The sequence below is a fragment of the Flavobacterium tiangeerense genome, from assembly GCF_007830355.1.
GTDB classification, from domain to species: Bacteria; Bacteroidota; Bacteroidia; order Flavobacteriales; family Flavobacteriaceae; genus Flavobacterium; species Flavobacterium tiangeerense.
Map to the genome: position 1 here is coordinate 20,331 of NZ_VLKO01000011.1, position 25,817 is coordinate 46,147.

The window sequence follows — 25,817 nt, forward strand, 5'->3', positions numbered from 1 at the left end:
TTAGTATATTTTTTAATTCTAAAATAATATTACGTTGCTTTATCTACAATAGCTATGAAAAACGGAATTAGGATCAGTATAAAAGCAATGAAATAGTCTTTTTTATTTTGCCCTTTGAGTCATTGGAATGAACATATTTGAGTTTACAGCTCAAGGTTATTTGCCGAATTGATAAACGGGTCAATTTTGTCATCAGTAAGATTTTGAATGTTTTTAGTAATTTTTTCAATATCCCAATTCCACCATTGTATTGTTAACAATTTTTCAATTTGTTCTTTTGTAAATCTTTTTTTTATCTCATTAGCGGGATTCCCGCCAACAATAGAATAAGGTTCTACATTTCTTGTTACCGTCGAATTCGATGCAATTATCGCCCCGTCACCTATTTTTATTCCTGGCATTATAGTAGAGTTATACCCAATCCAGACATCGTTTCCTATCTCTGTATTTCCTTTATTAGGATACTGTTTTCCTTCCATGGCATTTTTCCAATCCTCTCCAAATATTGCAAAAGGATAAGAACTTATTGATTTTGTAAGGTGATTTGCCCCATTCATTATAAATTTCACATCAGAAGCAATCATACAAAATTTGCCTATAATTAATTGGTCTCCAATAAAATCAAAATGATATTTTACGTTTTTCTCAAAATTAGCAACGTTTTCAAAATCATCATAATAGGTATAATCTCCAATAATTATGTTGGGGTTTGTGATTGTGTTTTTTAAAAAACAAAGTTTATTATAATTTTCTAATGGAAATTGGGTGTCTTTATTAGGTATTTTCATTTCTGAATTTTTCTTGGTGATGTTTTTATCTTCGGGAGATTCTGCTTTTCTAAAACTTCATTGATTTTTATTTGAACAGTAAGGTATACTCTAATTTGTTAATTAGCATTCTGGTAAATGTTCTGGTTTTGCAATGTATTAAAAGTGATCTTTATTTTTACCAATAGCATGTTTCATTTTTTGTCCCATACTGCTCGTTGCATAACCTAAAACACTTTCTTTTTTTCGTTGCCCGTTTGATAAATATTCAATACTAATGGAGCAGTCTCTTGGAATCTCAACCCAAACAGTTTTACTTTCTCCAACTTCTAGTTTGTCAATCTTTCCACCGCCACAACCCACAATGTTTATCTTTGTCAAAGTTGTTTGTGTTGTGTTTGTAAAATTGATTCTCATGGTGTTAAGCAAAATAATTGTAAACCAACAATAAAGGAATAGTATTGGAATATTTATCAACATAAGGCTACAGGATGTGAGTAGTTTTTTTCTGCTGTCTTTGTCCTGTCTAGCTTTAATTAGAATGAAAATAAGAATACCAATGTTAATTAGAACTATAAAAGGGATAAAACTGTAACCAACGATAAGCACTTCATCTGATGAGGTTAGAAAATAAAGACTAAAAATACAGGTCCCGAGCAAAAATGAAATAAAAGTAGTTAGTCGTCCTAGTTTTATGTATCGGTCTGCATTCATGTGTTTTCTATTGTTATTAGTTTGTTTTAAAACACGTTTGTTTGGTTTTTCAATGTAAAATTAGTAGATTTAAACTACAAAAAAAATAGCTTCTTTAAAAAAGTATAGAAATAAATACGTCAAAAGAGAGATTTCGATAAAGATCTCTTTTACTTTTGTCAGATGTTAGAAATTCTGTACCAAGACGATTATATTATTGCAATTAATAAGCCAAGTGGATTGTTGGTTCACAAATCATTTTATGCGCGCGATGCAAAAGTGTTTGCTATCCAAGAATTGAGAAATCAAATAGGAGGGCAACATGTTTATCCTATTCATCGTTTAGACCGCAAAACATCAGGTGTCTTGTTATTTGCGTTGGATACAGCCGTTTTAAAAATTATGAATGATCGATTTGCCTCACGTGAAGTCGAAAAAAAATATTTAGCAATTTTACGTGGTTGGTCACACCAAGAACTAACGATTGATTATGATTTAACCAATGATGATGGTGTTGTACAAAATGCAATAACCTATTTTCATCGATTGCAAAGTGTTGAAATTGAGTTGGAATTTAATAAACAGCCAACGTCACGATATTGTTTGGTTGAAGCGATTCCTGAAACTGGGCGTATGCATCAATTACGAAAACATTTCAAACATATTTTTCATCCCATTTTAGGAAGTCGGCCACATGGATGCAACAAACAAAATAAATTATGGTTGGAGCATTTTGAACTGAAAGGAATGATGCTTCATGCGCATCAATTAATTTTTAATCATCCCATAACAAATGAACAATTAATCTTGAATGCAAAGATTAATGAAGAGTTTAGCAGAGTAGGTACTATTCTTAATCTAGATTTGAGTACGTATGAATAGCATGCTGATTTGTAAAGCAATGCTTTAAGTTATTGCTGTATTTTGAAGCAATAGTTTCAGTATAAATAGGATCATATTTCAGATTTTTGATTAATTCTTGAGACATTTATATCGAATGTTATTTTTACGGATTTAAATTTAAAGGTTAAATTCATAGATATTTTCGCAACTTTTACGATAAATTTATTTTTCAAAATGTTACTTCGTTCTGGGCGTAGTTCAGGATTTTGTTTTCTCTTACTGCAGTTGAACGATTTCTTTTTTAGTCATAAATTTCACATTATAAGACCTTCACAAGATGATGGAAATTAGCAGTAGTGCTACCGTAGATTTAGTTCAACTACTGTTTCACCAAACTTGTAAAACCCAAATTAGCAAACAGAAATATAAAATAATAAAAACGCTACTTTGAAAACACAAATTCTTCCCTTTGAACTTCTGCTTTTTTACAAACTTCGTTAAATTCTTCCACTGATTTAAACTGTAGTTGCTCGATAATTTTATATTCGTAAAAAACCGTGAAACTATCATTTTTGAAAACCCAAGGTTCTACTGTGATTTCTTTTTCAGCCTTGTAAAACGTTTGACTCATATCACCATCAGGGCTTTCAGACACTTCCATTTTACGTCCTTCGGGTTGTATTTTGTCCATGCAAATAAGAAGTGAAAAAGCATCGCACCATTCTACAAGGCGGTACAAGCGATGCATGTATTCTTCGTTTATGTTTAAATGTTTGAAAATATCTTTGCGGTTTTTTTCTTGCTCCTTCAAAAAAGTTTTCAAATTCTGGTCTTGACCGTGAATTGAATCACCACAAATGAAATCTAAATGTAAGGAGGTCAATAATGCATTTAACTGACTTTTTGAAGTTGCATTTTCCATTACATTGAGGTATCGCTTTAAATCCGTTTTTTTAGATTCATCGTTGACTAAGAAATGTCTTGGCGCACCTGCCTTGGTTAGGTTTTTATTTTCTAATGTTTCTACAACCCCGTCATCATGCTCTGCAATTGCAATGAGTGTTGGAACAATGATATCATTTGGCAAATCAATATCGTATTGATATCCTATCATCGCAGCTAAAAGGCCGTGAGAGTGCTGGTTTATAATTTTCCAACCTTTAGCATGTGAAGCAACAATCATAATACGGAGGTTTTCAAATTAATATTTAAAATAAAAAAGATTTCATTATAGAAAATTCTCTTATAATTCAAATTTACCATAATATATCCAAAGAAGGCAATAATTCTAACCTTGGTAGTAATTAAAAAAAGTGGAATAATAAATTTATGTAAGTTCAAGTTATAAGCGTAACAGATAAATTAAAAACTCTTGGAGTTATGCCATTGCGATGACGAGCTTCCCGCTGGTGCCTTTTACAAATTTATAGTGATCCACTTTTGCTAGTGTTCATGAGCTGGTGTAAGGGATTAGATAACATTGTTTTTGTCACGCAAGCAACGAAATTCTGGCTGCTAGCTATTGTTTTATTTGGTCTTAAAGTCCTTTTTTATTAGACAATTTGGAATGAACGGTTTTAATTTTTTCAATTGTTAAGAAGGAGTGAACACAAAAATATAAAAAAGGAGAAATTATTTTTTCATTTAGAGTTTAGGTCAATTTGAAATAAACTAACCGTTGCGTTGTCATAATGTGCAGGAAGTCCTTCAGTATTTTTAAGTTTTAATAAACCTAAAAACTCAAAGCCACATTTTGTGTAGTAATTAATCAATCCTGAATTATCGCCAACTGTATCCATTCTAATGAATTTTTTTTGATTTTCAATAGCATAAATTTTTGCCCACTCAACGATTTTACCCACTAAATTTTGTCCGCGAAAATCAGGACTGGTTGCTATTCGGTGAATGTAAATAGCTGGTTCTTCGTTACGTTCCTCCCAAATTTGTGGATCGTCAAAAGTTGTCGCCCAGACACAAGCAATTTTACCATCAACCACTACTTTCCATTGTCTGTTTTCTAAAATTTCAGTTTCAATAAGTTGTCTGTCAAATTCTGGCCAGTGATGGGTAAATCTCGTCTTCTGAAAATCGGTTGCGATTTTGTATAAACGGAAAATTTCGTCGGTATCGGTACTGTTGCTATTCTGTATTTGAAAGTTCATTTTTGATTTTCTTTTTATTTTATAATAAACAGCATATAGTCAATTTCTTTTTTGAAAAGACTATATGCTGTAATTTTTGTTAATTATGCATCAACAAGTATCACTTGACCAGTAATAAATCCATCAACCGAGCGCTCAAACGCTTTACCAACCAATGCACTTGGTACAGGTTGAAATCCTGGCATCATATCGCCATAAACATCCCAAGCTTCTGCTAAAACTGTTGGATTTACTGAATTTACACGAATACCTCTTGGCATTTCGAAGGCTACACATTTTACAAAGGTATCAATGGCACCACTTGTAGTTGCATCTGCAATAGCAAAAGGAATAGGCTTTAAATTTAGTATACTTGTAATAAGCGTAAAGGAACCTTTATCAGCAATGTATTACTGACCTATTCTAACAATATTGATTTGCCCCATCATTTTACTCATTACTGTAGTCATCCATTGCGCTTCAGTCATTTCCTCGAAGGTTGCATATTCACATACGCCAACTGTATTCACAACTGCATCAAAGTGACCAACCTCCTTGAATAATTTTCTCAAAGATTCTTCACTGGTAATGTCAACTTGGAAGTCACAACCGTCTTGAGAGCGACCTGCTGTAATCACTTTGTGTTTTCCTAAACCTGTAAGTGCTGCTTTTCCCATTTTCCCATTAGCACCTATTAAAATTACTGTTTTCATATATTTAATTATTTTTAATTTGAAGTGCAAAATTACACTCCTGCCCTACTAAGCACGTAGGACATTTGTCTAATAATTAAATCGATGCTCTTATTCTACTTAAATGTCTTTGAGTAATTCCAAGATAGGAAGCTATGTAGTGAAGTGGAATTTGTTGCACAAATTGTGGATAGTTGTTTATCAAATCTACATATCGTTTTTGGGCGTTGGATTTTTGATGATTAAATATCCATTTTTCGAGTTCAACATATTCTTTTTCAGCAATTATTTTTAAAAAATTCAACCATTTATTGTTTGATTCCGCAAGGTTTTCTAATTCTTTTTTTGAAATTGAAATTATTTCAGAATCGGTTAAAGCTTGTAAATTTTCTTCTGATTTATTCTGTGTAATAAATGAAGAATAAGCCACTAATAACGAATTAGGAAAGGTAAAGCAATAGGTTATTTCTTCATCATTATTAGAATAATAGAATGAACGAAAAATACCAAAATTCACGAAGGAAAGCGTGGTACAGATTTCATCTTGTTTAATGAAAAAATCTCCTTTTTTTATCGTAGAAATAGTCGCTAAACTTATAAATTCATTTATTTCACTATCTGTAAATAAATTATATTGTTTTAAGTATTCCAACAGTTGATTTTTCTTAAACATAGTACTTGTTTTAAGCTTTAATTCTATAATTCGTATTTATATTTTGCTGCTTTGCAAAGTTAGCAATTACAAGTGTAGAATTTTAAATCCCTTTCAAATCATTGATGAGATAAAAAAAATATGACATTGATTTACTGGCTGTTTTTCTATAAAATCATTTGTGCTTAGTTTATTAAAAGACTCTACTTTCTCCATCATTTGGAATAAAAACTTTATCAGAAAGTCCAATTTTTGAAACTTCTGCTTTTAATTGTTTTCTGGTTGTCGGACAATGATTTACAGCTTCTAAATGGTTAGCGATAACTTGATTTGGTGCGTTTTTTACAAATTTTAATATTTCGTCCATTCGCATTAATAAAGGTTGAAAAATATCTAATTGCGCTGTTCCGCAAGCTACAACAGCAACTTCAGGTTTTAATTGTGTCAAAACTTTATGAACATCATCAGTATAAATGGTATCCGCGCTTAAATAGATTGATTTTTCATTTGGTAATTCTATATAAAATCCCATCACATTTCCCATTGGTTTTGCAACAAATCCGTAACCGTGAACTGCTGGAATACCTATAATTTTTCCTCCTAAAAAAGGGTTTTTTATCCAATATTCTATAGTTTGAAAAACTTTTAAACCTTTTTTTAGTAATACATCTTCGTCTTTTATGCTACATATCACAGGTATTTGTTTAGAACGTAGAAAATTTTCTGCTTCCTTGTCTAAATGGTCTGGATGTAAATGTGTTAATAAACAATGCGTCGTTTTTTCAACAAGTTTCATTGCATTACTTGGTAAATCTACAATAGGATTTCGTTGTGCTTTAAAACGGAAAAGTGTAAAAGTGGGTCCAGCTGTTCCTTTTTTTCCAAGCATTGGATCAACTAAAATTACTTTATCTCCAGTTTCTATGATCATAGTGGCATTTCGCAGATGATGTATTTTCATTTTTTGATGTTTTAAATTGAAAGTACAAAGTTGCTTATTGGTACAATAGATTCCATTGATTGAAATCAATAAATCAAAAAAATAAAGTGTACTCGATATTGATTTGAATCAATGCACCTAAATTTATTCAATATTATTTTTGCAATAATAAAAGTTACAAAGAAATGAACTATAAAGTTGAAGTACTATCGAATACTATTTTTGCTACAAATTCTTATTTAGTAATTGATAATCATAAAAATACATTAATTGTTGACCCAAGCTTTGATCCTAAATCAATTGAAAGAAAAATTGATTTTTTAGGTTTGAAAGTTGTAGGTATATTGGTAACACATGCGCACCAAGATCATATTTTTAGCGTTAAGTATTTTATGGATTTATATAATGTAGCGGTATGGGCTTCAGAGAAATCAAAAGAATTGTTTGGAGATCGTGTGTGCAATCTTAGTTTTATTGGTTCTCAACATTTTGGACTAGAGGAAACTATTTTGGATATTCCTGTGAAAATTTTGGAAGATCAAACCACCTATCAAATAGAAAACTTTGTTTTTACAACCGGTATTTATCCCGGTCATAGCATTGGTTGTACTGTTTTTGATTTTGGAGAATTTATGCTGACTGGTGATTTTATTTTCAAAGGAACTATAGGGAGAATAGACTGGCCTGGCTCCAATCCTGAGGATATGAAGAATAGTTTGATGTTATTTAAAGATAGATACAAAGCAATCGATATGCCAATATATGCTGGTCATAATGATGCCACAACTATTCAAAATGAATTGAATACGAATATTTTTTTATTAGATCCAACAAATGTAAAATGGTTGTAGGCTATATTCTTTTTCTAATTCTGCTTAATGTTTCAGGAGTGATTCCTAAATACGAAGCAATATGATATTGAGGGATTTGTAGTAACCAGTCCGGTTTTGTCTTCATAATATCGAGATATAATTCTTCGGCGGTATTTACAAAATGGTTGAATTCTTCGGTTTCTTTATTGACAACAATTCGTTGAAAAATGGTTTCAACAAATAACTTACCACAATTGTATTGGTTAGTAAATGTCGAAAATATTTTTTTTGATAAAACTCTCAAATCAACATCAGTTAAACATTCTTGGTATTTTTTTGTAGCGGTAGCGTGTGCAAAGGATGAAAAATCGGTTATAAAACCGGCATCTGTAAAAAAATTGATATTTTTTTCTTTGTCGGTGGTTGCATAATATTCTCGGATTATTCCTTGATCTAAAAAACGAAGTTCATTTTCTACTTTTCCATTTTCTAAAATGATTTCCCCTTTTTTGAATGATTTTACAGTAAAAGTATTTACAAATTCATCTAAACCTTCTTTGTTAAAAGGAAATTCATTGCTAAAAAATAATGATAATTTGTCTGATTTTGTCATAATTACTCTTAAGATAATTTTGCAGTTCGTTCAATAAATTGCTACCAATTTATCTTTACATAAGATACCCCTTTTTAAACAATTAAATTATATGTTTAAGCAAAGGTATGTTTCGTTTTTTAATTTCAAATGTATTTAATTTTTCCAATAAAAGGATCTAATGAATATTTATTTAGTGAATACTTTTCGTTCTAAATTTTGTGTAAAGTAAGTATGTTTTTCTGAAGTTGTAAATGAAATAATGCAATGAATTCTTAACTTAATTTTTAATTTAAAAAAAGTTAATAGGAATAATTATTTTATAAATAATTGAAATATAATTGTTCATTATCAATACTTTTCTATTGCTTATTTAAATAATTAATAGACGTAGAATTATTGTAATCTGCTAATCTGTTAACAAAAAAAAACGGCGCTTCAAGTTACACTGAAACGCCGTTAGCTATTTTTAAACTGATTATCGAATACTTTTCACGAAGGTTGCTATATTTTGGGTTCCGTTTTGAGTTAAATCTTGAATAAACGCGCTGCCTATAATGGCTCCTTTAGCAAATTGTGTAGCTTGATTAAAAGTTTCGGCATTGTTGATTCCAAAGCCTATAACTTGTGGATTTTTCAAATTCATGTCGGCAATTCGTTCGAAATATGTTTCTTGTGTGGCTCCAAAACCAGATTGAGAACCGGTAACACTTGCTGAACTTACCATGTAAATAAATGCATCAGAGACGCTGTCTATAAAATGAATACGCTCTACAGAAGTTTGTGGTGTTATTAAAAAAATGTTTTTAAGACCGTATTTCTCAAATATATCTTTGTAAGAATCAGCGTATACATCTACGGGTAAATCTGGAATGATTAATCCGTCTATTCCTATTGCAGCACATTTTTTACAAAAATTTTCAATTCCATATTGCAACATAGGGTTAAAGTAGCCCATGATGATTAGTGGTATGGAAACGGTTTCTCTTATTTTTTCCAGTTGGTCAAATAACACTTGCGTGGTCATGCCGTTATGCAAGGCTTGTGTAGAACTTTCTTGAATCGTTGGTCCATCGGCTAGTGGATCACTAAAAGGCAGTCCAATTTCAATCATGTCAACTCCATTTTTTTCTAAGTCTTGGATTATTTGCACGGTATCGTTCAAGCTAGGATATCCAGCCGAAAAGTAAATGGAAAGGATCTTATTATTTTCTTGTAATTTCTTATTAATTCTGTTCATGATATATTGATTTCCCTTTTTTATTAGGGTTTAGTTATATGCTTACTTTTATTTAAATTACGGCGCTGTAGGCCCAGGCTTTCTGTTTTGATTGGAGTTGTACTTCAACTCTTTTATAATGCAGCCCTTCATATAAATCAGATTGGTGAAGCTCTTTGGTACTAATTTCGTAAACCATTCCATTAATGGTATTTTCTTGATTTTCAGTTTGGGTAATAATGGGGTAGTTGACAATGCCAAATTCTTCTTCAATTTGTATTTGTTTTACCACATACCCTATTAGTGTTTCTGGAGTGCCCTCTAGAATGCGTCCAAACAGGTCTTTTTGTATGTCCTCGTTTTGTAAACTACCGTAAGCAAATAATTTTTCCATAATGTGGGTTTGACAAATTTAATTTAAAACGTGATATGCTATTCTTGATTGCGTTAAGGATGGCAGCGGTATCTCCCGGTTTAGAAAAACAAGGCTTTTGCCGTAGTTTTTGTTAATCGGGAATTTAGCGTACAGCCTGACCTCGCTTTTTTCGGCGAGGGAACGCCTTAAAATTAAGTCAAAAAAAACATCTCACATGATAATCGTGTATTAAATTATAATTTAAAATAATCTATGTAAGTATTTAAATCCTTGTCACCACGGCCAGATAGATTGATTACTACAATATCATCTTTCTTGAATTTCATTTCGTCTAATACTGCAAAGGCATGCGCACTTTCTATGGCAGGAATTAAGCCTTCCATTTTAGATAATTTGATACCCCAGTCCATAGCTTGTTCATCAGTAATGGAGATAAATTGAGCTCTTCCAGTAGTATATAAATTAGCGTGCATTGGGCCAACACCAGGATAATCAAGTCCCGCCGAAATGGAGTAAGGCTCTGTTATTTGTCCATCGTTGGTTTGCATTAATAGTGTTTTACTACCATGAATAACACCTATTTTTCCTAATGCTGAGGTAGCTGCGCTTTCCCCAGAGTCTACGCCTAATCCAGCTGCTTCAACAGCAATGATGTTGACTTCTTTTTCGTCCAGGAAATGATAATACGTTCCTGCAGCATTGCTACCACCGCCTACGCATGCAATAACGTAATCTGGGTTTTCTTTTCCTTCTTTTTCAAGCAATTGCTCTTTTATTTCTTTTGAAATGACACTTTGAAAACGCGCCACCATATCAGGATATGGGTGTGGTCCTACCACTGATCCTATGATGTAGTACGTATCTACAGGATTGTTAATCCAGTCTCTAATGGCTTCATTAGTAGCGTCTTTCAAGGTTTTAGAACCAGACTTTGCAGGTCTTACTTCGGCGCCAAGCATTTTCATTCGGGCTACGTTTGGCGCTTGTCTTTTTATATCCACTTCACCCATGTACACAATACATTCTAGTCCCATTAAGGCACAGACCGTTGCTGTAGCTACACCGTGTTGTCCAGCGCCAGTCTCGGCAATAATTCTTTTTTTGCCCAATCGTTTGGCTAGGAGTATTTGTCCTATGGTGTTGTTTACTTTGTGTGCTCCCGTGTGACACAAATCTTCTCTTTTGAGGTAAATTTTAGTATTGTATTCTTCGGATAAGCGTTTTGCAAAATACAAGGGAGTAGGGCGGCCTACATACTCTTTTAGCAAGGCATCAAACTCTTCTTGAAATTCAGGTTCTGCGGTGATTTTTAGGTAATTTTGGCGAAGTTCTTCTACATTTGGGTATAACATTTCAGGAATGAAAGCACCACCAAATTCTCCATAATATCCTTTTTCATTAACGTTGTAACTCATTTTGTGTATGTTTAAAAGTTAAAGTTGTAAATTATGTTGCAACTTTTGTAATAATGTAATGTCTTTTAATCCAGGCTCTGTTTCAAATTTACTGTTTAAGTCTAGAGCGTGAATTGGTAAATTGGTATTCAAGATTTGTTGTATAGATTCAACCTCATCAAGGCTTATTCCACCACTTAAAAAGAAAGGTTTAAGTGAAGGATATTTTTCTAAAACCCGCCAGTCAAATGTATTGCCGTTCCCACCCGGAAGTTTTCCCTTAGTATCAAATAAAAAGTAATCACATACCGTTTCAAAAGGTTTTAGTTCTTGAAAATCAAAGGTGTCATTGACCGAGAAAACCTTGATGATTTCTATTCTTTTTCCTTGTAATTTTTCGTTCAAATCAATACAAAAAGCAACCGACTCATTACCATGTAATTGTATGGCTTGTAAATTGTATTTTTCGGCTTTCGCCAAAATTACTTCGATGTTCTCTTGTACAAATACGCCCACTTTTTTTATGGATGCTGGTAATTCTGGCATCTCTCCATCAAAATAACGACTGGATTTATCCCAAAAAATAAATCCCAAATAATCTGGTTTTAGCGCAGCAAGTTCCAAGATGTTTTCTGGATATTTCATACCGCAAACTTTTACTTTTACACCCATTTTTCCTGACATAACAGGAGACGAAAGGGGAGTTGTATTTGGGTTATTTATTGAAGGTTGCATAATGTCTACCTGTTTTGATTGTTGTGTTTTATTTTTTAAAATTAAGAAAGTAGTTTCTGGATAAATTCAGTAGCTGCTTTTCCTGCGTTGTCTGTTTTCATAAAATTTTCTCCTATCAAAAATCCTTTAAAACCATACGGTTGGAGTTCGTTAATAGCTTCTACACTGGCGATTCCACTCTCAGATACTTTTACAAAATCATCTGGGATTTTTGAAGCGAGTTGCTTGCTGAAATCCAAACTCACTTTAAAAGTTTTTAAATTTCTGTTGTTAACACCTATCATGTCAAGTGACGGCATAATAGATTTTTCTAACTCTTCATGATCATGTACTTCAAGTAACACTTCTAATCCTAAACTATGTGCAAACTCAGATAAATGTTTGATTTCCTCTCGTGTTAAAACCGCAGCGATTAGCAAAATTAAATCGGCACCGTGAGCTTTTGCCTCTAGAATTTGGTACTCATCAACTATGAATTCTTTTCGCAAAAGCGGAGTGTTTACTGTTGCTCTAGCCAAAAGTAAATCATCAAGAGAACCGCCAAAATACTTCCCATCAGTAAGTACTGATATGCCACAAGCACCTGCAGTTTCATATCCTTTTACCACTTCTTCAACCGTAAAATTATAATTAATTTCAGCTTTTGATGGTGACCTGCGTTTGTGTTCCGCAATTATTCCAGAGTTACTGGCTCTAAGTGACTGACTTAATGAAATTGTTTTTTTTGTGAAAAATACTGAGGATTCTAGCTGTGATACCGGAATTATTGTTTTTTTGAGAATCACTTCTCTTTTTTTGTCAATTATAATTTTATCTAGGATATTCATTCAATTTTTTGTTTAAAATTTACTTTGTTTAATTTTAAAGGTGTTTGAAATTCCAACAGCCTTAATTTTAAACTATTTTATTTGCTTAATTCTTGTAATTTCTTCAAAGATAAAAGTCCTTTACCAGATAATAAACTTTCTTTTGCTATTTGAAATCCTTCTAAAGGCGAGCAATTTGTAACCGTTGCAATAGCCATTGCAGCATTGGCACAGACGACATTATTTTGAGCCTCGGTTCCTTTTCCAGCAATAATTGTAGTAAACATTTCAGCCGATTCTTCAATGGTTGTTCCGCCTTCAATTTCTTTTTGTGTTAGTAAGTTTACACCAAAATCTTCGGGATTCAACATGCCTTCTTTGGTTTTTGATATTGTTTTTGAAGCGCCAGTCAGGGATATTTCATCATATCCATCTAAAGAATGAAGTATGGTGAAGTTTACATCCGTATTTTGATACAAATACGCATACATTCTAGCAAGTTCTAAGTTAAAAACACCTACTAATTGATTTTTTGGAAAGGATGGATTCACCATAGGTCCTAGCATATTAAAAAATGTTTTTACAGCCAGTTCTTTTCTAATAGGACCCACGTTTTTCATTGCAGGATGAAATAAGGGTGCGTGTAAAATACAAATCCCAGCTTGGTCCATACAACTTTCTAGAAAACCATTGTCATTACTAAAACGGATACCTAGTTTTTCCATTACGTTACTAGAACCAGAAATGGATGAAACCCCATAATTACCATGTTTAGCTACTTTTATTCCGGCACCTGCCGCTACAAACGATGCTAATGTTGAAATATTAAAGGTATCCTTCCCATCTCCGCCAGTACCACAAAGATCTATGGTGTTATAAGCAGATAAATCTACTCTAATACACAATTCTAAAAGTGCTTCTCTAAAGCCAGCAAGCTCCTCAATAGTTATGCTACGCATCATGTAAACGGTAAGGAATGAAGCTATTTGGCTGTTGTTGTAACCTCCGTTTGAAATAGTAATCAATACGTTTTTTGCTTCCTCTCTAGAAAGGGTTTCGTGATTGATCAATCGGTTTAATATATTTTTCATTTTTGATCGTTGTTCTTAATGGTAAACTTTTTGTGTGATGTTTTACTAGGAGATTTTTTGAAACTAGTTTTTAATCCAGTTTTCCAAAATTCGTTTTCCATTTGGAGTCAATACACTTTCAGGATGAAACTGCACCCCACGTACATCATATGTTTTGTGACGCAGAGACATTATTTGTCCGTTTTCGTCAAGAGAGGTAATCTCTAGAACGTCAGGTAAATGAGTATCTACTACCCAAGAATGGTAACGCCCTACCTCAAAGGAGTTTCCTAAACCTTCAAAAAGATGTTCATCAGTCACGGTAGTTTCTACCATAGAGGCAACACCATGATATACTTTGTCAAGATTAGAAAGGGTTCCACCGTAAACCTCACCAATGGCTTGCTGCCCTAGACACACTCCAAAAATACTCTTGGTAGGTCCATATTTACGAATCACTTCTTTTAACAAACCCGCTTCATCTGGAATTCCAGGTCCTGGTGAAAGCAGAATTTTATCGAAAACTGAAATTTCATCAATATCAAATTGATCGTTTCTATAAACGGTAACTTCACAGTCTAAATCTTCAAGATAATGTACTAAATTATAGGTGAAACTATCGTAATTATCAATTACTAAAACTTGCTTTCTTACAGCAGTTGTTGAAGTAGATGGAGTGGTTATATTGTTGCTCATTTTGTTTTTTATTTTAATATTTTCTTGAAAATGAAATCCTTTCACAAGGAATTTATTAGAATTGGATTTAAATCGTTTCGGCTAAATCTAATGCGGCATTTAAGGCTCTTAATTTATTGTACACTTCTTGCATTTCACTTTCTTCATCAGAGCTTGCCACAATTCCGGCACCCGCTTGACAATGCAATTGATGATTTTTGCTTAAAAAACTTCGGATCATAATGGCGTGATTGAAATTACCATCAAAATCCATAACACCTATTGCGCCTCCATAAAAATTCCGACTTGTTTTTTCATATTCTTCAATGAGTTGCATCGCACGGTGTTTTGGTGCACCACTTAAGGTTCCTGCAGGAAACGTATCAGCAACTACTTGCATCGTTGTGGCCGTGTCATGTAAATGTCCTGTAACTTTAGATACCAAGTGAATAACGTGCGAAAAGAATTGTACTTCTCTATATTTTTCTACTTGAACAGCATGACCATTTCGGCTTAAATCATTTCTGGCCAAGTCAACGAGCATCACGTGTTCACTGTTTTCTTTTTTATCCTCAGATAATTGTTTGGCAAGGTTTGCATCTTTCTCATCATCTCCTGTACGTTTAAAAGTTCCAGCAATGGGATGAATTTCGGCTTTTCTATCTTTTACTATAATTTGAGCTTCGGGAGAGCTACCAAAAATTTTGAAATCACCATAATCAAAGAAAAATAGGTAGGGAGAAGGGTTGATGCTTCTCAAGGCTCGGTATACATTAAACTCATCACCTTTGAAGCCTTGCGTAAATCTTCTTGACAAAACGAGCTGAAACACATCACCTCTAAAACAATGTTTTTTTGCTAAGGCCACATTTTCTTTAAATTCTGCATCAGTCAGATTTGAGAAACCATCACCTTCTTTTGAAAATTTATACGAAGCAATATTTCTAGATTGAAGCAGTTGTTCTAGCTCGGCAATATTATTACGACCGTCTAAGCTGTGGCAAAAGAGATAAGCTTCGTTTTTAAAATGGTTAATTGCAATAATATTTTGGTAAACCGCATAATACACATCAGGAATGGAATTGCTGTTTTCTTTTTTTGCGATTGTAACTTTTTCAAAATACCGAACCGCATCATAAGAAATGTATCCAAATAACCCGTTGTTTATAAATTTGAAATTGTTTTTATCTGACTTGAATTGTCCAGAAAATTCTTGAATTACAGCTGGAATATCAGTGCTTGCATCAATATTTATTTTTTGAGAAGTACCGTCAGGGAATGATTTATAAATGACTTCATTTTCTATTTTTAAGGATGCAATGGGATTGCAACAAATATAGGAGAAGCTGTTGTCATTACCGTGATAATCACTACTCTCTAGCAAAAGACTATTGGGAAATTTATCTCTAATCTTAAAGTATACACTCACTGGTGTAATGGTGTCAGCTAAGATTTGCTTGTATTTAGTTTGTAATGTAAAAGATTTCAATTTTTTATATTTTAAGTGTTGTGTCAATTTTTATCAAAAAAAAAAGGCTTGTCGTGATGACAAGCCTTTTATATTTATAGTTTTAAAAATACCATAGGAACTTAGTTCACGACGTTTGACGTAAATTATTCCACCACCAAGTATTGTTTAAAATTGTGTTCATTGTTGTTTTATTTAATGCAAATATATAAATGTAAATTCAATTATGATGCGTTTTAATATAAAATTAAATAATTTTTTTTCAATTTTTTGTTACAAATGTAAAAATGGAGCTTTTCTTAGTATCAAATTTAATATGAATTACTTACTAGCTAAATTTGTGTAGGATCTTAAACGGAAATCTGGAATTTTTTTCAATGATGGTTGAATGAAAAAATCTAAAGTTGGTATAGTTGTATAGTCAAATGCGTAGGAGGCGTTGCTGTACCAATTTTCTATTTCAACGTTATTTGCGGCTACTTCACTAATTATTTTTGCGGAGCAATTATTAGATATTACTCCTCTAAAGCTAACACGATTTAGATTTTCACTTATATATCCTATCTTTGAATCTAAAACAGCAATTGCAGAAAAGCCATGTATTACGCTATTATCTAATGTTAAAAAGCACTTATCTTTAATATAAATAGCTTCCTTTACAAGTCCTTGATTGTTTTCTTGCGTATTAAGTAAGGACATGTTGTTGGCGGTGATTGAAGTAGCTTTTTTAGTAAAATCGCAGTTTTCTATTTTATCATAATTGTCTATTTCAAAGCATCTAGAGCCTGCAACATCGCTTGAAAATGGATCTCTTATGGCAATACTATTGGTAATTTTAGCTTGTGCACCTTGAGTAAAATCAAAATCATCATCAGTAGAACGGTATGAAATAATATTGTTTAAAGTTGTTTTACCTCCATAACATTCAAAGGAATCATCATTAGAAAAACTAATTTGAATGTTTTCTAGTTTGGTTTTGTTTCCAACTCCTGCAAGTGACAAACCATTAAGTTCTTTTTGTTCTTTGAGTTTTCTACCAGAATATTCAATACGTACATATTTTAAAATTCCAGAACTGTCCTCTTCATTTGTTCCACCGTAATAGCTTACCTCTGGATTTAAATTAAAGTCTAAAAAACCGATTCCACCAATCCTATTGATTGGTGCATCGCCAAGAATTACAATTCCACCCCAATCTCCAGGTTTTCTTGATAAAACAGCATTGTTAGAGGTAAATACAATAGGAGCAGTTTCATTACCTTCGGCCATAATCTTAGAACCTTTTGTAATTACTAGCGTTCCGCAGGTTTCTTTATCACCACGAATAACGGTTCCTGGCTCAATAGTAAGCGTTGCTTTGTTCGTAACATAAACTACACCTATTAATCGATAAGTGTTTTTACGTTGTAAGGTCATATTGCTACTTATAACCCCTGTTAATATCGTTGTTGCTTCATTATATTCAGTACTAGCGGGTTTGAAATTAGTCCAATTGTTAAACCAGTTGTCTTCTCCTAATATTCCTTTAAGTTGTTGCGCGTTAATATACAAACAAGAAAGTAATAAAAGTAGTGTCATTTTTAGTTTCATAATATTTGTTTTTGTAGGTTCGGTTATCATAAGATATGGAGGTTTTTAACAATCCAAATTTACTTATGATCTGTTAAGACAGACTCTACTTAATATTATGAGTTTATTATGAATAATCAGCGTATGTTATTTTTATGCAACTTAACTTAATTTGTTGCGCTATTTTAAATTTATTTTGTATTAAAAGTGAAATTCTACTTCTAATCAATTAATAATTATAATTTTAAGATATTTTGAGTCAAGGTTAAACTATTGAGACGGTTAATAAATAATAGAAACTTGTTTAAATACAAAACCCTATCAATTGCTTGATAGGGTTTAGAGTGGTATTTAATTTGAAATTAGAATTTCAAATTTACAGCTAAAGTGAAATCATCATTGATTGCTTTGTCACCAATAGCACTAAAGATGCTAGCTGAGTTGTACTCTATTTTATATTTAGTTCTGTCTACAACAACATTAGCAGTTGCAGTGTTAGCCGTAGTAGCCATATCAAAAGTTACAGGTTTTGTAATTCCTTTTATAGTTAAATCAGCAGTTACAGTGTAAAGATTAGCTGATTTGCTTGCAATTTTTTTGAAAACCAAAGTTGAAGTTGCAAATTTGTCAGTTCCAAAAAAGTCATCTGCTTTTAAGTGTCCTTCTAATTTTTCTTTTCCTTGACCTGCTTTCAAGTCAGTTACAGTCATTGATGTCATATCAACAACAAAAGAACCTCCAGCTACTTTTTTTCCTTTAAATACAAGGTTTCCGCTTTTAAGGTTGATAGTACCTTCATGTGCTCCTGTTACTTTTTTTCCAACCCAGCTGATAGTACTTTTAGATACATCTACTGCTTTTGTTTGAGCGTTTACTGTTACTGTTGTTAGCGCTATTACTGCTGCTAATGCAATTGTTTTTAAGTTTTTCATTTTTAGTTTGTTTAAAGTTGATTAAAAAAAATTATAGTGTAATAAATAAATCTTCGTTTGATTTTCTAACTTTTTTATAATGCTGTGTAGCATCTTCTTCATGACGGTACCCTATTGTTGCAAGAAGGGTAGCATTTAGACCTAGTTTATCAAGTCCTAATATTTCATTAACCTGAGCAGGGATGAAGCCTTCCATAGGAGTAGCATCAATTTTCAATTCAGCTGCACTGTTTAATAAGTTTCCTAAAGCAATATAGGTTTGTTTTGCAGACCACAAGTTTCTACTTTCTTCAGGTAATCCTACAATATTTCCTTTCATGTAATCTACGTACCCTTGAATACTTTCTAACGGAATTTCACGAGTTTCGCTCATTGTTTTTGCAAAATCGTCAATTCCTTCTGCACCAAAGTTTAATTCATTTGCAAAAACAATTAAATGTGATGCATCTACAACTTGAGCTTGTCCGTAGGCAGCAGGCTGTAATTGAGCACGTAATTCAGGATTTTCTACTATAATAATTTTGTAGGGCTGTAATCCATAAGAAGATGCTGTTAAACGAATAGCTTCTTTAAGAGTTGCTAAATCTTCTGTTGTAATTTTTTTTGATGCATCAAATTTTTTTGTAGCATATCTCCAATTCTGGTTTTCTATAAAAGTACTCATAATTATTTTTATTTATTGTTTTCTATATTTTTCTAATAAAGCGTTTAGCTGTTCAATTTCTTCGGATGTTAGATTTTGAGCAAAAAAACGTTCATGTGCTATAACTTTTGGATCTAATTCTGATAAAACCTCTAATCCTTTTGATGTAATTAAAACTTCTATTTTTCTACGATTATCAGGACAAACTTTTCTAGTTACATATTCTTTTAGTAGCAATTTGTCTACAAGACGAGTAGTGTTGCTCGTTTTGGCAAGCATTCTCTCTTGAATTACAGACATGTTTGCTGGATTTCCTTTTTGACCTCTTAATATTCGTAGCACATTGTACTGCTCACTTGATATTTCAAATGGTTTTAGGATTTCATTAAAATTTTCTGTAATCACATTTTGAGTGTACAAAATATTGAGGATAATTTTTTTTGAATTATCCATTGCTACAGTTGATTTTAATATTTCTTCAATTTTCATATTTGTATATATGTAATTTGTTGGTACAAATATAGTATTTATTATTGTTGTATATACAAATGTATTTTAAATTTTTGTTAAATTTTAGTTTTTAAATGGTAAATGCCGCAATACTAAGAATTAAAAAACTTTCGTTTTGTTTGTTAATATCATTTGTTTAACTAGCTAGATGAGTATTTGAACGGGTAAGATGTAAGTTTCATCATTTAATTTTTTAATAGATTATTTTTTTTGTTATATTTAGCATTTACTTTAATACTAATGTTTTATGAATGAGGCTAATTACAGCTATGATGAATTGCTTATTTTAGTAAAGCAAAAAGAATTACAACTTCAAACCTTAATAGAAAAAGAATCTTGTAAAAAAAACTTTGAACAATTAATTCATAGTTCACAGGATTTTGTGTGTGTTGCTAATGCCGACTGTTATTTTAAAGAAATAAATCCGCCTTTTGTTGCGGTTTTAGGGTACACAGAACAAGAACTTTTATCACAGCCTTTTCTAAATTTTATTCATCCTGAAGATCTTGAAAAAAGTTTAAATGAAGTAAAAAGGCTTGGTAAGGAAAAAGAATCAATAAACTTTGAAAATCGTTATTTAAAAAAAAATGGTGAGATTATTTCGATTCAATGGATTATTACCGTTTCTCATCAACATGGTCTAGCTTATGGTATAGGAAGAGACGTCACTTGTATAAAAAGAATTCAAGAGCAATTATTAGAAAGTGAAAAATTACTCAATGATGCCCAACATATTGCAAAATTGGGTAGCTGGAGATATGAGTTAGACACCAAAGAAATGTTTTGGTCCAAGGAATTATATATCATTTATGAATTAACAAAAGTCCCTTATCAAGATCTATATCAGGAATTTTTGAATATTTTTTCATCCCAAGACGTTACTTTTTTTCTTGATAAAGTTAATCTAGCGCTCATTGATAAGAAGGAATTTGATTTTGAACGAAAGGTATTATTTTCTAAAAATAATGAAAAATGGCTGTATGCTATAGTTACACCGCAAGTAGACCAATCAGGTAACGTAATTGCTTTTCACGGAACTGTTCAAGATATAACTGAAAAAAAGCGCATCGAATATGAAATTAAAAAACGTGAAAAAGTTGAGGTTGCTCAGCAGATACAATTAATTCAGCGAGAAAGTGATTTAAAATTTAAAAATTACATAGAGAATGCTCCAGATGGTGTATTTGTTTTAGATGAGTACGGTAATTATCTAGAAGTGAACCACGCTGCAACTGTGCTTTCTAGCTATTCCAGAGAAGAGTTGCTCACTAAAAAGTTTGGGGATTTATCAGGAATGGAAAATCATAAGGAGTATTATAGGGAATTTAAAAATTTAGTTGAAAAAGGAGTTGCCAAAAAAGAAATTCAAGCAATTTTAAAAGACGGCTCTAAACGATATTGGCAAGTTGAAGCAGTAAAAATTGCCGAAAATAGGTTTCTAGGTTTTGTAAAAGATGTTACAGAAAAAAAAGCTATTGAAGATAAAATTGCTCAAAACGAACGTCGTTTTAGAGCATTAATAGAAAATAATGTAGACATCATTTCCTTAGTAGATGAGAAATTAAACATCATTTTTAGGAGCGAGTCAGCACAAAGAGTTACTGGATGGTCACATGAAGATTTCGACAATATTTCAGTTTTTAATTTTATTCATCCTGATGATCAAAAAGAAATTCCATATCTATTAAAAAAAGCACTCAGTGAACCAAGTGCGCCCTTTTTTATTTCCTTACAATTAAAACACAAAAAAGGGCATTACATCTGGCTCGAAGGCTATGTAAACAATTTACTGCATGATCCTGATATAGGTGGAATTGTTATTAATTTAAGAGATGTAACATCTACTAAAAAAGCACAAGAATTATTAAATGAGGAACGCAATAAATTTCAAAAAATTGCCGCAACTTCACCGGGTTTAATATATTCCATGAGACAAAATAAAGACCAATCTTTGTCTTATACGTATGCTAGTAATGCCATTCAAGAAATTTATGGATTTCATTTTGAAGATATTGAGTTTGATACTTCAAAACTATTTGAGCGCATTCATCCAGATGATATTAATGATGTTATTGATAAGATAAAAATAACCAAAACCAAATTAGTACCACTCAAGACACAGTATCGTTATTTTCACCCGCAAAAAGGTTTGGTTTGGCATGAAGTTAACTCATTACCAGTATTGGAACCGGAAGGGACTGTAATTTGTCATGGTATTATTACAGATATCACTGATCGAATTCTAGCTGAACAAAAAATCATTAAAACCAATAGATTGTATTCATTTATAAGTCAAATGAATCAAATGATTGTGCGCACTACAGATGAGCAAACTTTATTTAGAGAAGCGTGTACAATTGCTGTTGAAATAGGTAAGTTTAAGCTAGCATGGATTGGTATGATTGATCCAGTTAGTGAAAAAGTACTTCCTGCCATGGTTGCCGGGGAGCATGAAAATTATGTTTCTGTAATCAAGACAATTTCTACAAATAAAAATATTCCTGCCGGTCAGGGGCCTATAGGAAGATCGGTTAATGATAAAAAGCATGTAGTTTGCAACAACATTGAGACTGATTCTTCAATGAACCTTTGGAAACAAGAGGCATTGGGTAGAAATTACAAATCTCTATTGGCTATCCCTATTAAGAAGTTTGGAAATGTAGTAGGAGTCATTACATTTTACGCCGGTGAGATTAATTTTTTTGATGATGAAGAGATTACTTTACTTATCGAGGCCACAGAAGATATATCTTTTGCACTTGAAATTTTTGAAAAAGAAACATTAAGAAAACAAGCTGAGGAAACAATTTTTGAAAGTGAACAACGCTACCATACCTTAACAGAGGTTTCTCCTGTAGGTATTTTTAGAACTGACCCTACAGGGTATACCACGTATGTAAACCCATACTGGAGTCAATTATCAGGTTTGTCATTTCAAGAAGCATTAGGAAATGGATGGTTTAGGGCGGTGCATCCGGATGATATAGTTAATCTTGCAGGTCGCTGGAATAACGATACAAAAAAATTAAGTTCTTCATTTTCTGAGTATAGATTTGTACGCCCAGATGGATCAATATCTTGGGTAATGGGCAAGGCTATACCAGAGCGAAATGTAAAAAATGAAATACTAGGTTACATAGGTACAATTACTGATATCACCGAGCGTAAACTTGCTGAGTCTGAAATTTTAAAAGAAAAACAGCTTTCCGAGGTTGTTATAAATAGCCTTCCTGGAATTTTTTATCTCTACGATGAAAAAGGGAAATTTGTAAAATGGAACCAAAATTTTGAAGAAATAACGGGATACAATGAGGAAGAAATTTTGAGTATGAGTCCACTTGATTTCTTTGATGACGATCAAAAAAAGAGACTCGCTCCCCGAATACAATCTATATTTGATACCAAACAAGGCAATTCTGATAAAAATAGTGAAGGTTTTGAACTTGAATTCTTTACTAAGTCTAAAAATAAAATTCCGTACTATGTAAACTCAAGATGTATTTCATACGAAGGTAAAAAATGCATCGTAGGGATGGGAGTAGATCTTACCGAGATTAAAAAAGCAGAAGAGAAAATTAGAGCTGCCAATGAGCGTTTTGAAATGATCTCAGCAGCTACAAATGATGCTGTTTTTGAAGTCAACTTAATAACAGGTGAAAGCTGGAATAATCAAGCATTTATTGATTTGTTAGGTTTTGGTAGCACAGTTGCAAATGGTGTCAATAATATGATTGTTTGGCGTTCTAAACTGCATCCAGATGATAGAGATAGGGTTGTCAAAAAACTGGAAGACACATACGCTGGAACTACAAATAATTGGTCTGATGAGTTCAGGTTCATGAAAGCTGATGGAACCTACGGAATATTTTTTGACAGAGGTATAATAACCAGAAATGAAGATGGTAAAGCGGTCCTACTCAATGGAGCATTAACGGAAATTACTGAATTAAAGAATATCAAAGAGCAGCTTGAAAACAGTGAAGAACGCTATAAAAGTTTGATTGAGCAAGCTTCAGATGCAATTATGATCAGTAATAGCAAAGGTAAATTACTTGAAGTTAATGAAAGTGCTTGTAAAATGCTAGGCTTTACAAAAGAAGAATTATGTACTAAAAACTTTAAGAATTTATACATTACAGATGAGCTTGTCAAAAAACAATTAATTTTCAATGAATTAATAAATACAGAGCAAACATTGATGGAGTGTAATATGTTGCACAAAAATGGTGCTTCTATTGCTGTAGAGATTACAGCTAAAAAAATTGTAGACGGTAGAATTGTAGCTATTGTAAGGGATGTAAGTGAGCGTAAACAAATTGATGATGAGTTTATGCGCATGCACAAAAAAATGGAGGCTATACTTGGCGCAATTCCAGATATGCTTTTTGAAATTAATCTTGATGGTAAAATTTTTAATTATCACTCTCGTAGAGACGATTTACTTGCTGTACCACCAGAATATTTTTTAGATAAAAAGTTTTCGGATGTGCTGCCTGAATCTGCCTCAAACATAATTCTTGAAGCTATCAATGAAGCTTCGGTTGATGGATTTTCAGCGGGTAAGCAATACATTCTTGAGTTAGCTCAAGAAACACATTGGTTTGAACTTTCGGTTGCACCAATGAAAGAAAATTTAGATAACGAAATTCACTTTATTTGCCTGTGTAGGGATATTACTAAAGCGAAACAATCTGATATTGCATTCTTTAAAAGTGAAGAACGATACCGCGGATTATTGAATAACCTTGATGCAGGAATCATGGTATACAAACCTGATGCCTCCATTATTGTAAACAATCAAAAAGCAAATGAATTATTAGGACTAACAGATGAAGAGTTGAAAGGCATTTCTACTCATGATAGAAATCTTACTCTTTATGATGAATTTGGAAATGAATTGTTAGTTGAGAAATATCCAGTAAACCAAATTATTTCAACTAAAGCGTCCTTAAAAAACTTTAAGATGGGTGTAGTTCACACCTCTAGAAAAGAACCAATATGGGTTTTGGTAAACGGGTATCCTGACTTTGATCACTGTGGAGATATCAATGAAATTGTAATTAGTTTTATGGATATAACAGATCAAAAAGTGCTTGAAATGGAACTCCTTAAAGCTAAAGAATTAGCTGAAGCTGCAAACAAAGCCAAGACAGATTTCTTAGCTAATATGAGTCATGAAATTAGAACACCCTTAAATGGTATCATAGGATTTACACATTTATTAATGAAGTCTAATCTTAAGAAAAATCAAGCGGAGTATATGACCACTGTAAATGAATCTGCTACTTCATTAATGGATATTGTAAATGATGTTTTGGATTTCTCCAAAATAGAATCGGGTAAACTAGAGTTGAATCTTGAAAAAGTAAATCTGTTTAAACTAACAAATCAAGTAATCAACTTGTTTAAGATTCAGGCCATCAAAAAAAATATTAACTTAATCCTTGATATTGATAAATCAGTGCCACAATACATCATTGCGGACTCTGTTAGACTCAAGCAAATTTTAGTAAACTTGTTAAGCAATGCAATAAAGTTTACTCATTTTGGAGAAATTAGATTGGATATTAGTCAAATTGATAAAAATAAAAAACAATCAGCAACAATAAAGTTTTCGGTTAAGGATACTGGTGTTGGGATTAAAACTTATAATAATGAAAAAATATTCAAATCCTTTGTACAAGAAGACAACTCTACAAATAGAAAGTTTGGTGGTACAGGATTAGGATTGGCTATCTCAAATCAGTTGCTGGCATTAATGGATAGTAAGTTAGAATTAATCAGTAAATACGGTGATGGTAGTGATTTTTACTTTGTGGTCAAATTTACAAGAGCGAGTTTCAAAAATGATTTAGACACACCAATTATTCCTAAAAATAATATCGTAACTAGCTTGCCGGAATGTATTTTAGATGATAAGAGAGTTTTGATTGTTGAGGATAATAAAATCAATATGTTGCTAGCTAAAACATTAGTGAAAAGAATCATTTCTAATTGTCAAATTTTTGAAGCCAAAGATGGTAACGAAGCTGTGGAACTTTATGAAAAAGAAAGACCTGATGTAATTCTTATGGACATACAAATGCCTAATAAAAACGGTTATGAAGCCACTGATGAGATTAGAAAATTTGAAAACTCTCAAGACATCCCTATCATTGCCATTACAGCAGGAATCATGGTAGGGGATAAAGAAAAATGTTTTGAAGCAGGAATGAATGATTATCTTCCTAAACCAATAATTCAAACAGATTTAGAGCGCGTGCTACAAGCTTGGTTGAAAAAATAACT

Annotated in this window: 24 protein-coding genes; 3 read left to right on the forward strand and 21 right to left on the reverse strand. The window is 32.3% G+C overall.

Annotated elements, in window-relative coordinates; translation table 11 throughout:
- Positions 1–143: 143 nt before the first annotated feature.
- Positions 144–788, reverse strand: a complete 645-nt coding sequence (locus tag IQ05_RS12950; protein WP_144893618.1) for a CatB-related O-acetyltransferase — start codon at positions 786–788, stop codon at positions 144–146.
- A 138-nt stretch (positions 789–926) separates the two neighbouring features.
- Complete coding sequence (locus IQ05_RS12955; RefSeq protein ID WP_144893620.1) at positions 927–1,184, reverse strand: hypothetical protein; 258 nt, start codon at positions 1,182–1,184, stop codon at positions 927–929.
- Between the two features lie 459 nt (positions 1,185–1,643).
- Here IQ05_RS12955 and IQ05_RS12960 point away from each other — a divergent pair, with 459 nt between their 5' ends.
- Positions 1,644–2,342, forward strand: coding sequence for a pseudouridine synthase (locus IQ05_RS12960; protein ID WP_144893622.1), 699 nt, complete (start codon positions 1,644–1,646; stop codon positions 2,340–2,342).
- A 403-nt stretch (positions 2,343–2,745) separates the two neighbouring features.
- Here IQ05_RS12960 and IQ05_RS12965 read toward each other — a convergent pair whose 3' ends face one another.
- From IQ05_RS12965 to IQ05_RS12985, 6 genes are all read right to left on the reverse strand, one after another.
- Positions 2,746–3,486: a DUF3891 family protein gene (locus IQ05_RS12965; protein WP_144893624.1), complete on the reverse strand. Its 741-nt coding sequence runs from the start codon at positions 3,484–3,486 to the stop codon at positions 2,746–2,748.
- A gap of 457 nt (positions 3,487–3,943) precedes the next feature.
- The gene (locus tag IQ05_RS12970) at positions 3,944–4,465 is read right to left on the reverse strand and encodes a GNAT family N-acetyltransferase (protein WP_144893626.1); all 522 of its coding nucleotides are present in this window, start codon (positions 4,463–4,465) and stop codon (positions 3,944–3,946) included.
- Between the two features lie 83 nt (positions 4,466–4,548).
- Positions 4,549–4,725 carry a Rossmann-fold NAD(P)-binding domain-containing protein gene (locus tag IQ05_RS15460; protein WP_208653368.1) on the reverse strand — a complete coding sequence of 59 codons (177 nt, stop codon included), beginning with the start codon at positions 4,723–4,725 and terminating at the stop codon, positions 4,549–4,551.
- Between the two features lie 129 nt (positions 4,726–4,854).
- Positions 4,855–5,157: a KR domain-containing protein gene (locus IQ05_RS15465; protein WP_208653369.1), complete on the reverse strand. Its 303-nt coding sequence runs from the start codon at positions 5,155–5,157 to the stop codon at positions 4,855–4,857.
- A 76-nt stretch (positions 5,158–5,233) separates the two neighbouring features.
- Entirely contained in the window at positions 5,234–5,809 is a 576-nt protein-coding gene (locus IQ05_RS12980; protein ID WP_239106926.1) for a Crp/Fnr family transcriptional regulator, read from the reverse strand.
- A gap of 172 nt (positions 5,810–5,981) precedes the next feature.
- Positions 5,982–6,749 (reverse strand): MBL fold metallo-hydrolase, encoded by a 768-nt coding sequence (locus IQ05_RS12985; RefSeq protein WP_144893628.1) that lies wholly within the window; start codon positions 6,747–6,749, stop codon positions 5,982–5,984.
- Between the two features lie 164 nt (positions 6,750–6,913).
- On the opposite strand from IQ05_RS12985, the gene IQ05_RS12990 reads away from it, so the two are divergent.
- Positions 6,914–7,579 (forward strand): MBL fold metallo-hydrolase, encoded by a 666-nt coding sequence (locus IQ05_RS12990; RefSeq protein WP_144893630.1) that lies wholly within the window; start codon positions 6,914–6,916, stop codon positions 7,577–7,579.
- Position 7,580: 1 nt separating this feature from the next.
- Here the strand turns inward: IQ05_RS12990 and IQ05_RS12995 are convergent, their stop codons facing one another.
- The 13 genes from IQ05_RS12995 to IQ05_RS13055 form a co-directional block, all read right to left on the reverse strand.
- Positions 7,581–8,153, reverse strand: coding sequence for a Crp/Fnr family transcriptional regulator (locus IQ05_RS12995; RefSeq protein WP_144893632.1), 573 nt, complete (start codon positions 8,151–8,153; stop codon positions 7,581–7,583).
- 457 nt (positions 8,154–8,610) lie between these two features.
- Positions 8,611–9,372, reverse strand: coding sequence for a tryptophan synthase subunit alpha (trpA, locus tag IQ05_RS13000; protein ID WP_144893634.1), 762 nt, complete (start codon positions 9,370–9,372; stop codon positions 8,611–8,613).
- A 52-nt stretch (positions 9,373–9,424) separates the two neighbouring features.
- Positions 9,425–9,745 (reverse strand): gamma-glutamylcyclotransferase family protein, encoded by a 321-nt coding sequence (locus IQ05_RS13005; protein ID WP_144893636.1) that lies wholly within the window; start codon positions 9,743–9,745, stop codon positions 9,425–9,427.
- Positions 9,746–9,960: 215 nt separating this feature from the next.
- Entirely contained in the window at positions 9,961–11,142 is a 1,182-nt protein-coding gene (gene trpB, locus IQ05_RS13010; RefSeq protein ID WP_144893638.1) for a tryptophan synthase subunit beta, read from the reverse strand.
- An 18-nt stretch (positions 11,143–11,160) separates the two neighbouring features.
- On the reverse strand, positions 11,161–11,856 hold the full coding sequence (locus IQ05_RS13015; RefSeq protein WP_449404244.1) for a phosphoribosylanthranilate isomerase: 696 nt from the start codon (positions 11,854–11,856) through the stop codon (positions 11,161–11,163).
- 41 nt (positions 11,857–11,897) lie between these two features.
- Positions 11,898–12,683 carry an indole-3-glycerol phosphate synthase TrpC gene (trpC, locus tag IQ05_RS13020; protein ID WP_144893640.1) on the reverse strand — a complete coding sequence of 262 codons (786 nt, stop codon included), beginning with the start codon at positions 12,681–12,683 and terminating at the stop codon, positions 11,898–11,900.
- Positions 12,684–12,760: 77 nt separating this feature from the next.
- Positions 12,761–13,753: an anthranilate phosphoribosyltransferase gene (trpD, locus tag IQ05_RS13025; protein WP_144893642.1), complete on the reverse strand. Its 993-nt coding sequence runs from the start codon at positions 13,751–13,753 to the stop codon at positions 12,761–12,763.
- A gap of 63 nt (positions 13,754–13,816) precedes the next feature.
- Positions 13,817–14,428, reverse strand: a complete 612-nt coding sequence (locus IQ05_RS13030) for an anthranilate synthase component II (RefSeq protein WP_144893644.1) — start codon at positions 14,426–14,428, stop codon at positions 13,817–13,819.
- A 67-nt stretch (positions 14,429–14,495) separates the two neighbouring features.
- Complete coding sequence (locus tag IQ05_RS13035) at positions 14,496–15,896, reverse strand: anthranilate synthase component I family protein (protein WP_144893646.1); 1,401 nt, start codon at positions 15,894–15,896, stop codon at positions 14,496–14,498.
- 300 nt (positions 15,897–16,196) lie between these two features.
- Positions 16,197–17,465, reverse strand: coding sequence for a hypothetical protein (locus IQ05_RS13040; RefSeq protein WP_144893648.1), 1,269 nt, complete (start codon positions 17,463–17,465; stop codon positions 16,197–16,199).
- 341 nt (positions 17,466–17,806) lie between these two features.
- On the reverse strand, positions 17,807–18,376 hold the full coding sequence (locus tag IQ05_RS13045; protein ID WP_144893650.1) for a YceI family protein: 570 nt from the start codon (positions 18,374–18,376) through the stop codon (positions 17,807–17,809).
- A gap of 31 nt (positions 18,377–18,407) precedes the next feature.
- A complete protein-coding gene (locus tag IQ05_RS13050) occupies positions 18,408–19,040 on the reverse strand; it encodes an NAD(P)H-dependent oxidoreductase (RefSeq protein ID WP_144893652.1) in 633 nt (210 codons plus the stop codon).
- Positions 19,041–19,052: 12 nt separating this feature from the next.
- Positions 19,053–19,508, reverse strand: a complete 456-nt coding sequence (locus IQ05_RS13055; protein ID WP_086454059.1) for a MarR family winged helix-turn-helix transcriptional regulator — start codon at positions 19,506–19,508, stop codon at positions 19,053–19,055.
- 268 nt (positions 19,509–19,776) lie between these two features.
- Between IQ05_RS13055 and IQ05_RS13060 the strand changes: the two genes are divergently transcribed.
- Positions 19,777–25,815: a PAS domain S-box protein gene (locus tag IQ05_RS13060; protein WP_144893654.1), complete on the forward strand. Its 6,039-nt coding sequence runs from the start codon at positions 19,777–19,779 to the stop codon at positions 25,813–25,815.
- Positions 25,816–25,817 lie beyond the last annotated feature (2 nt).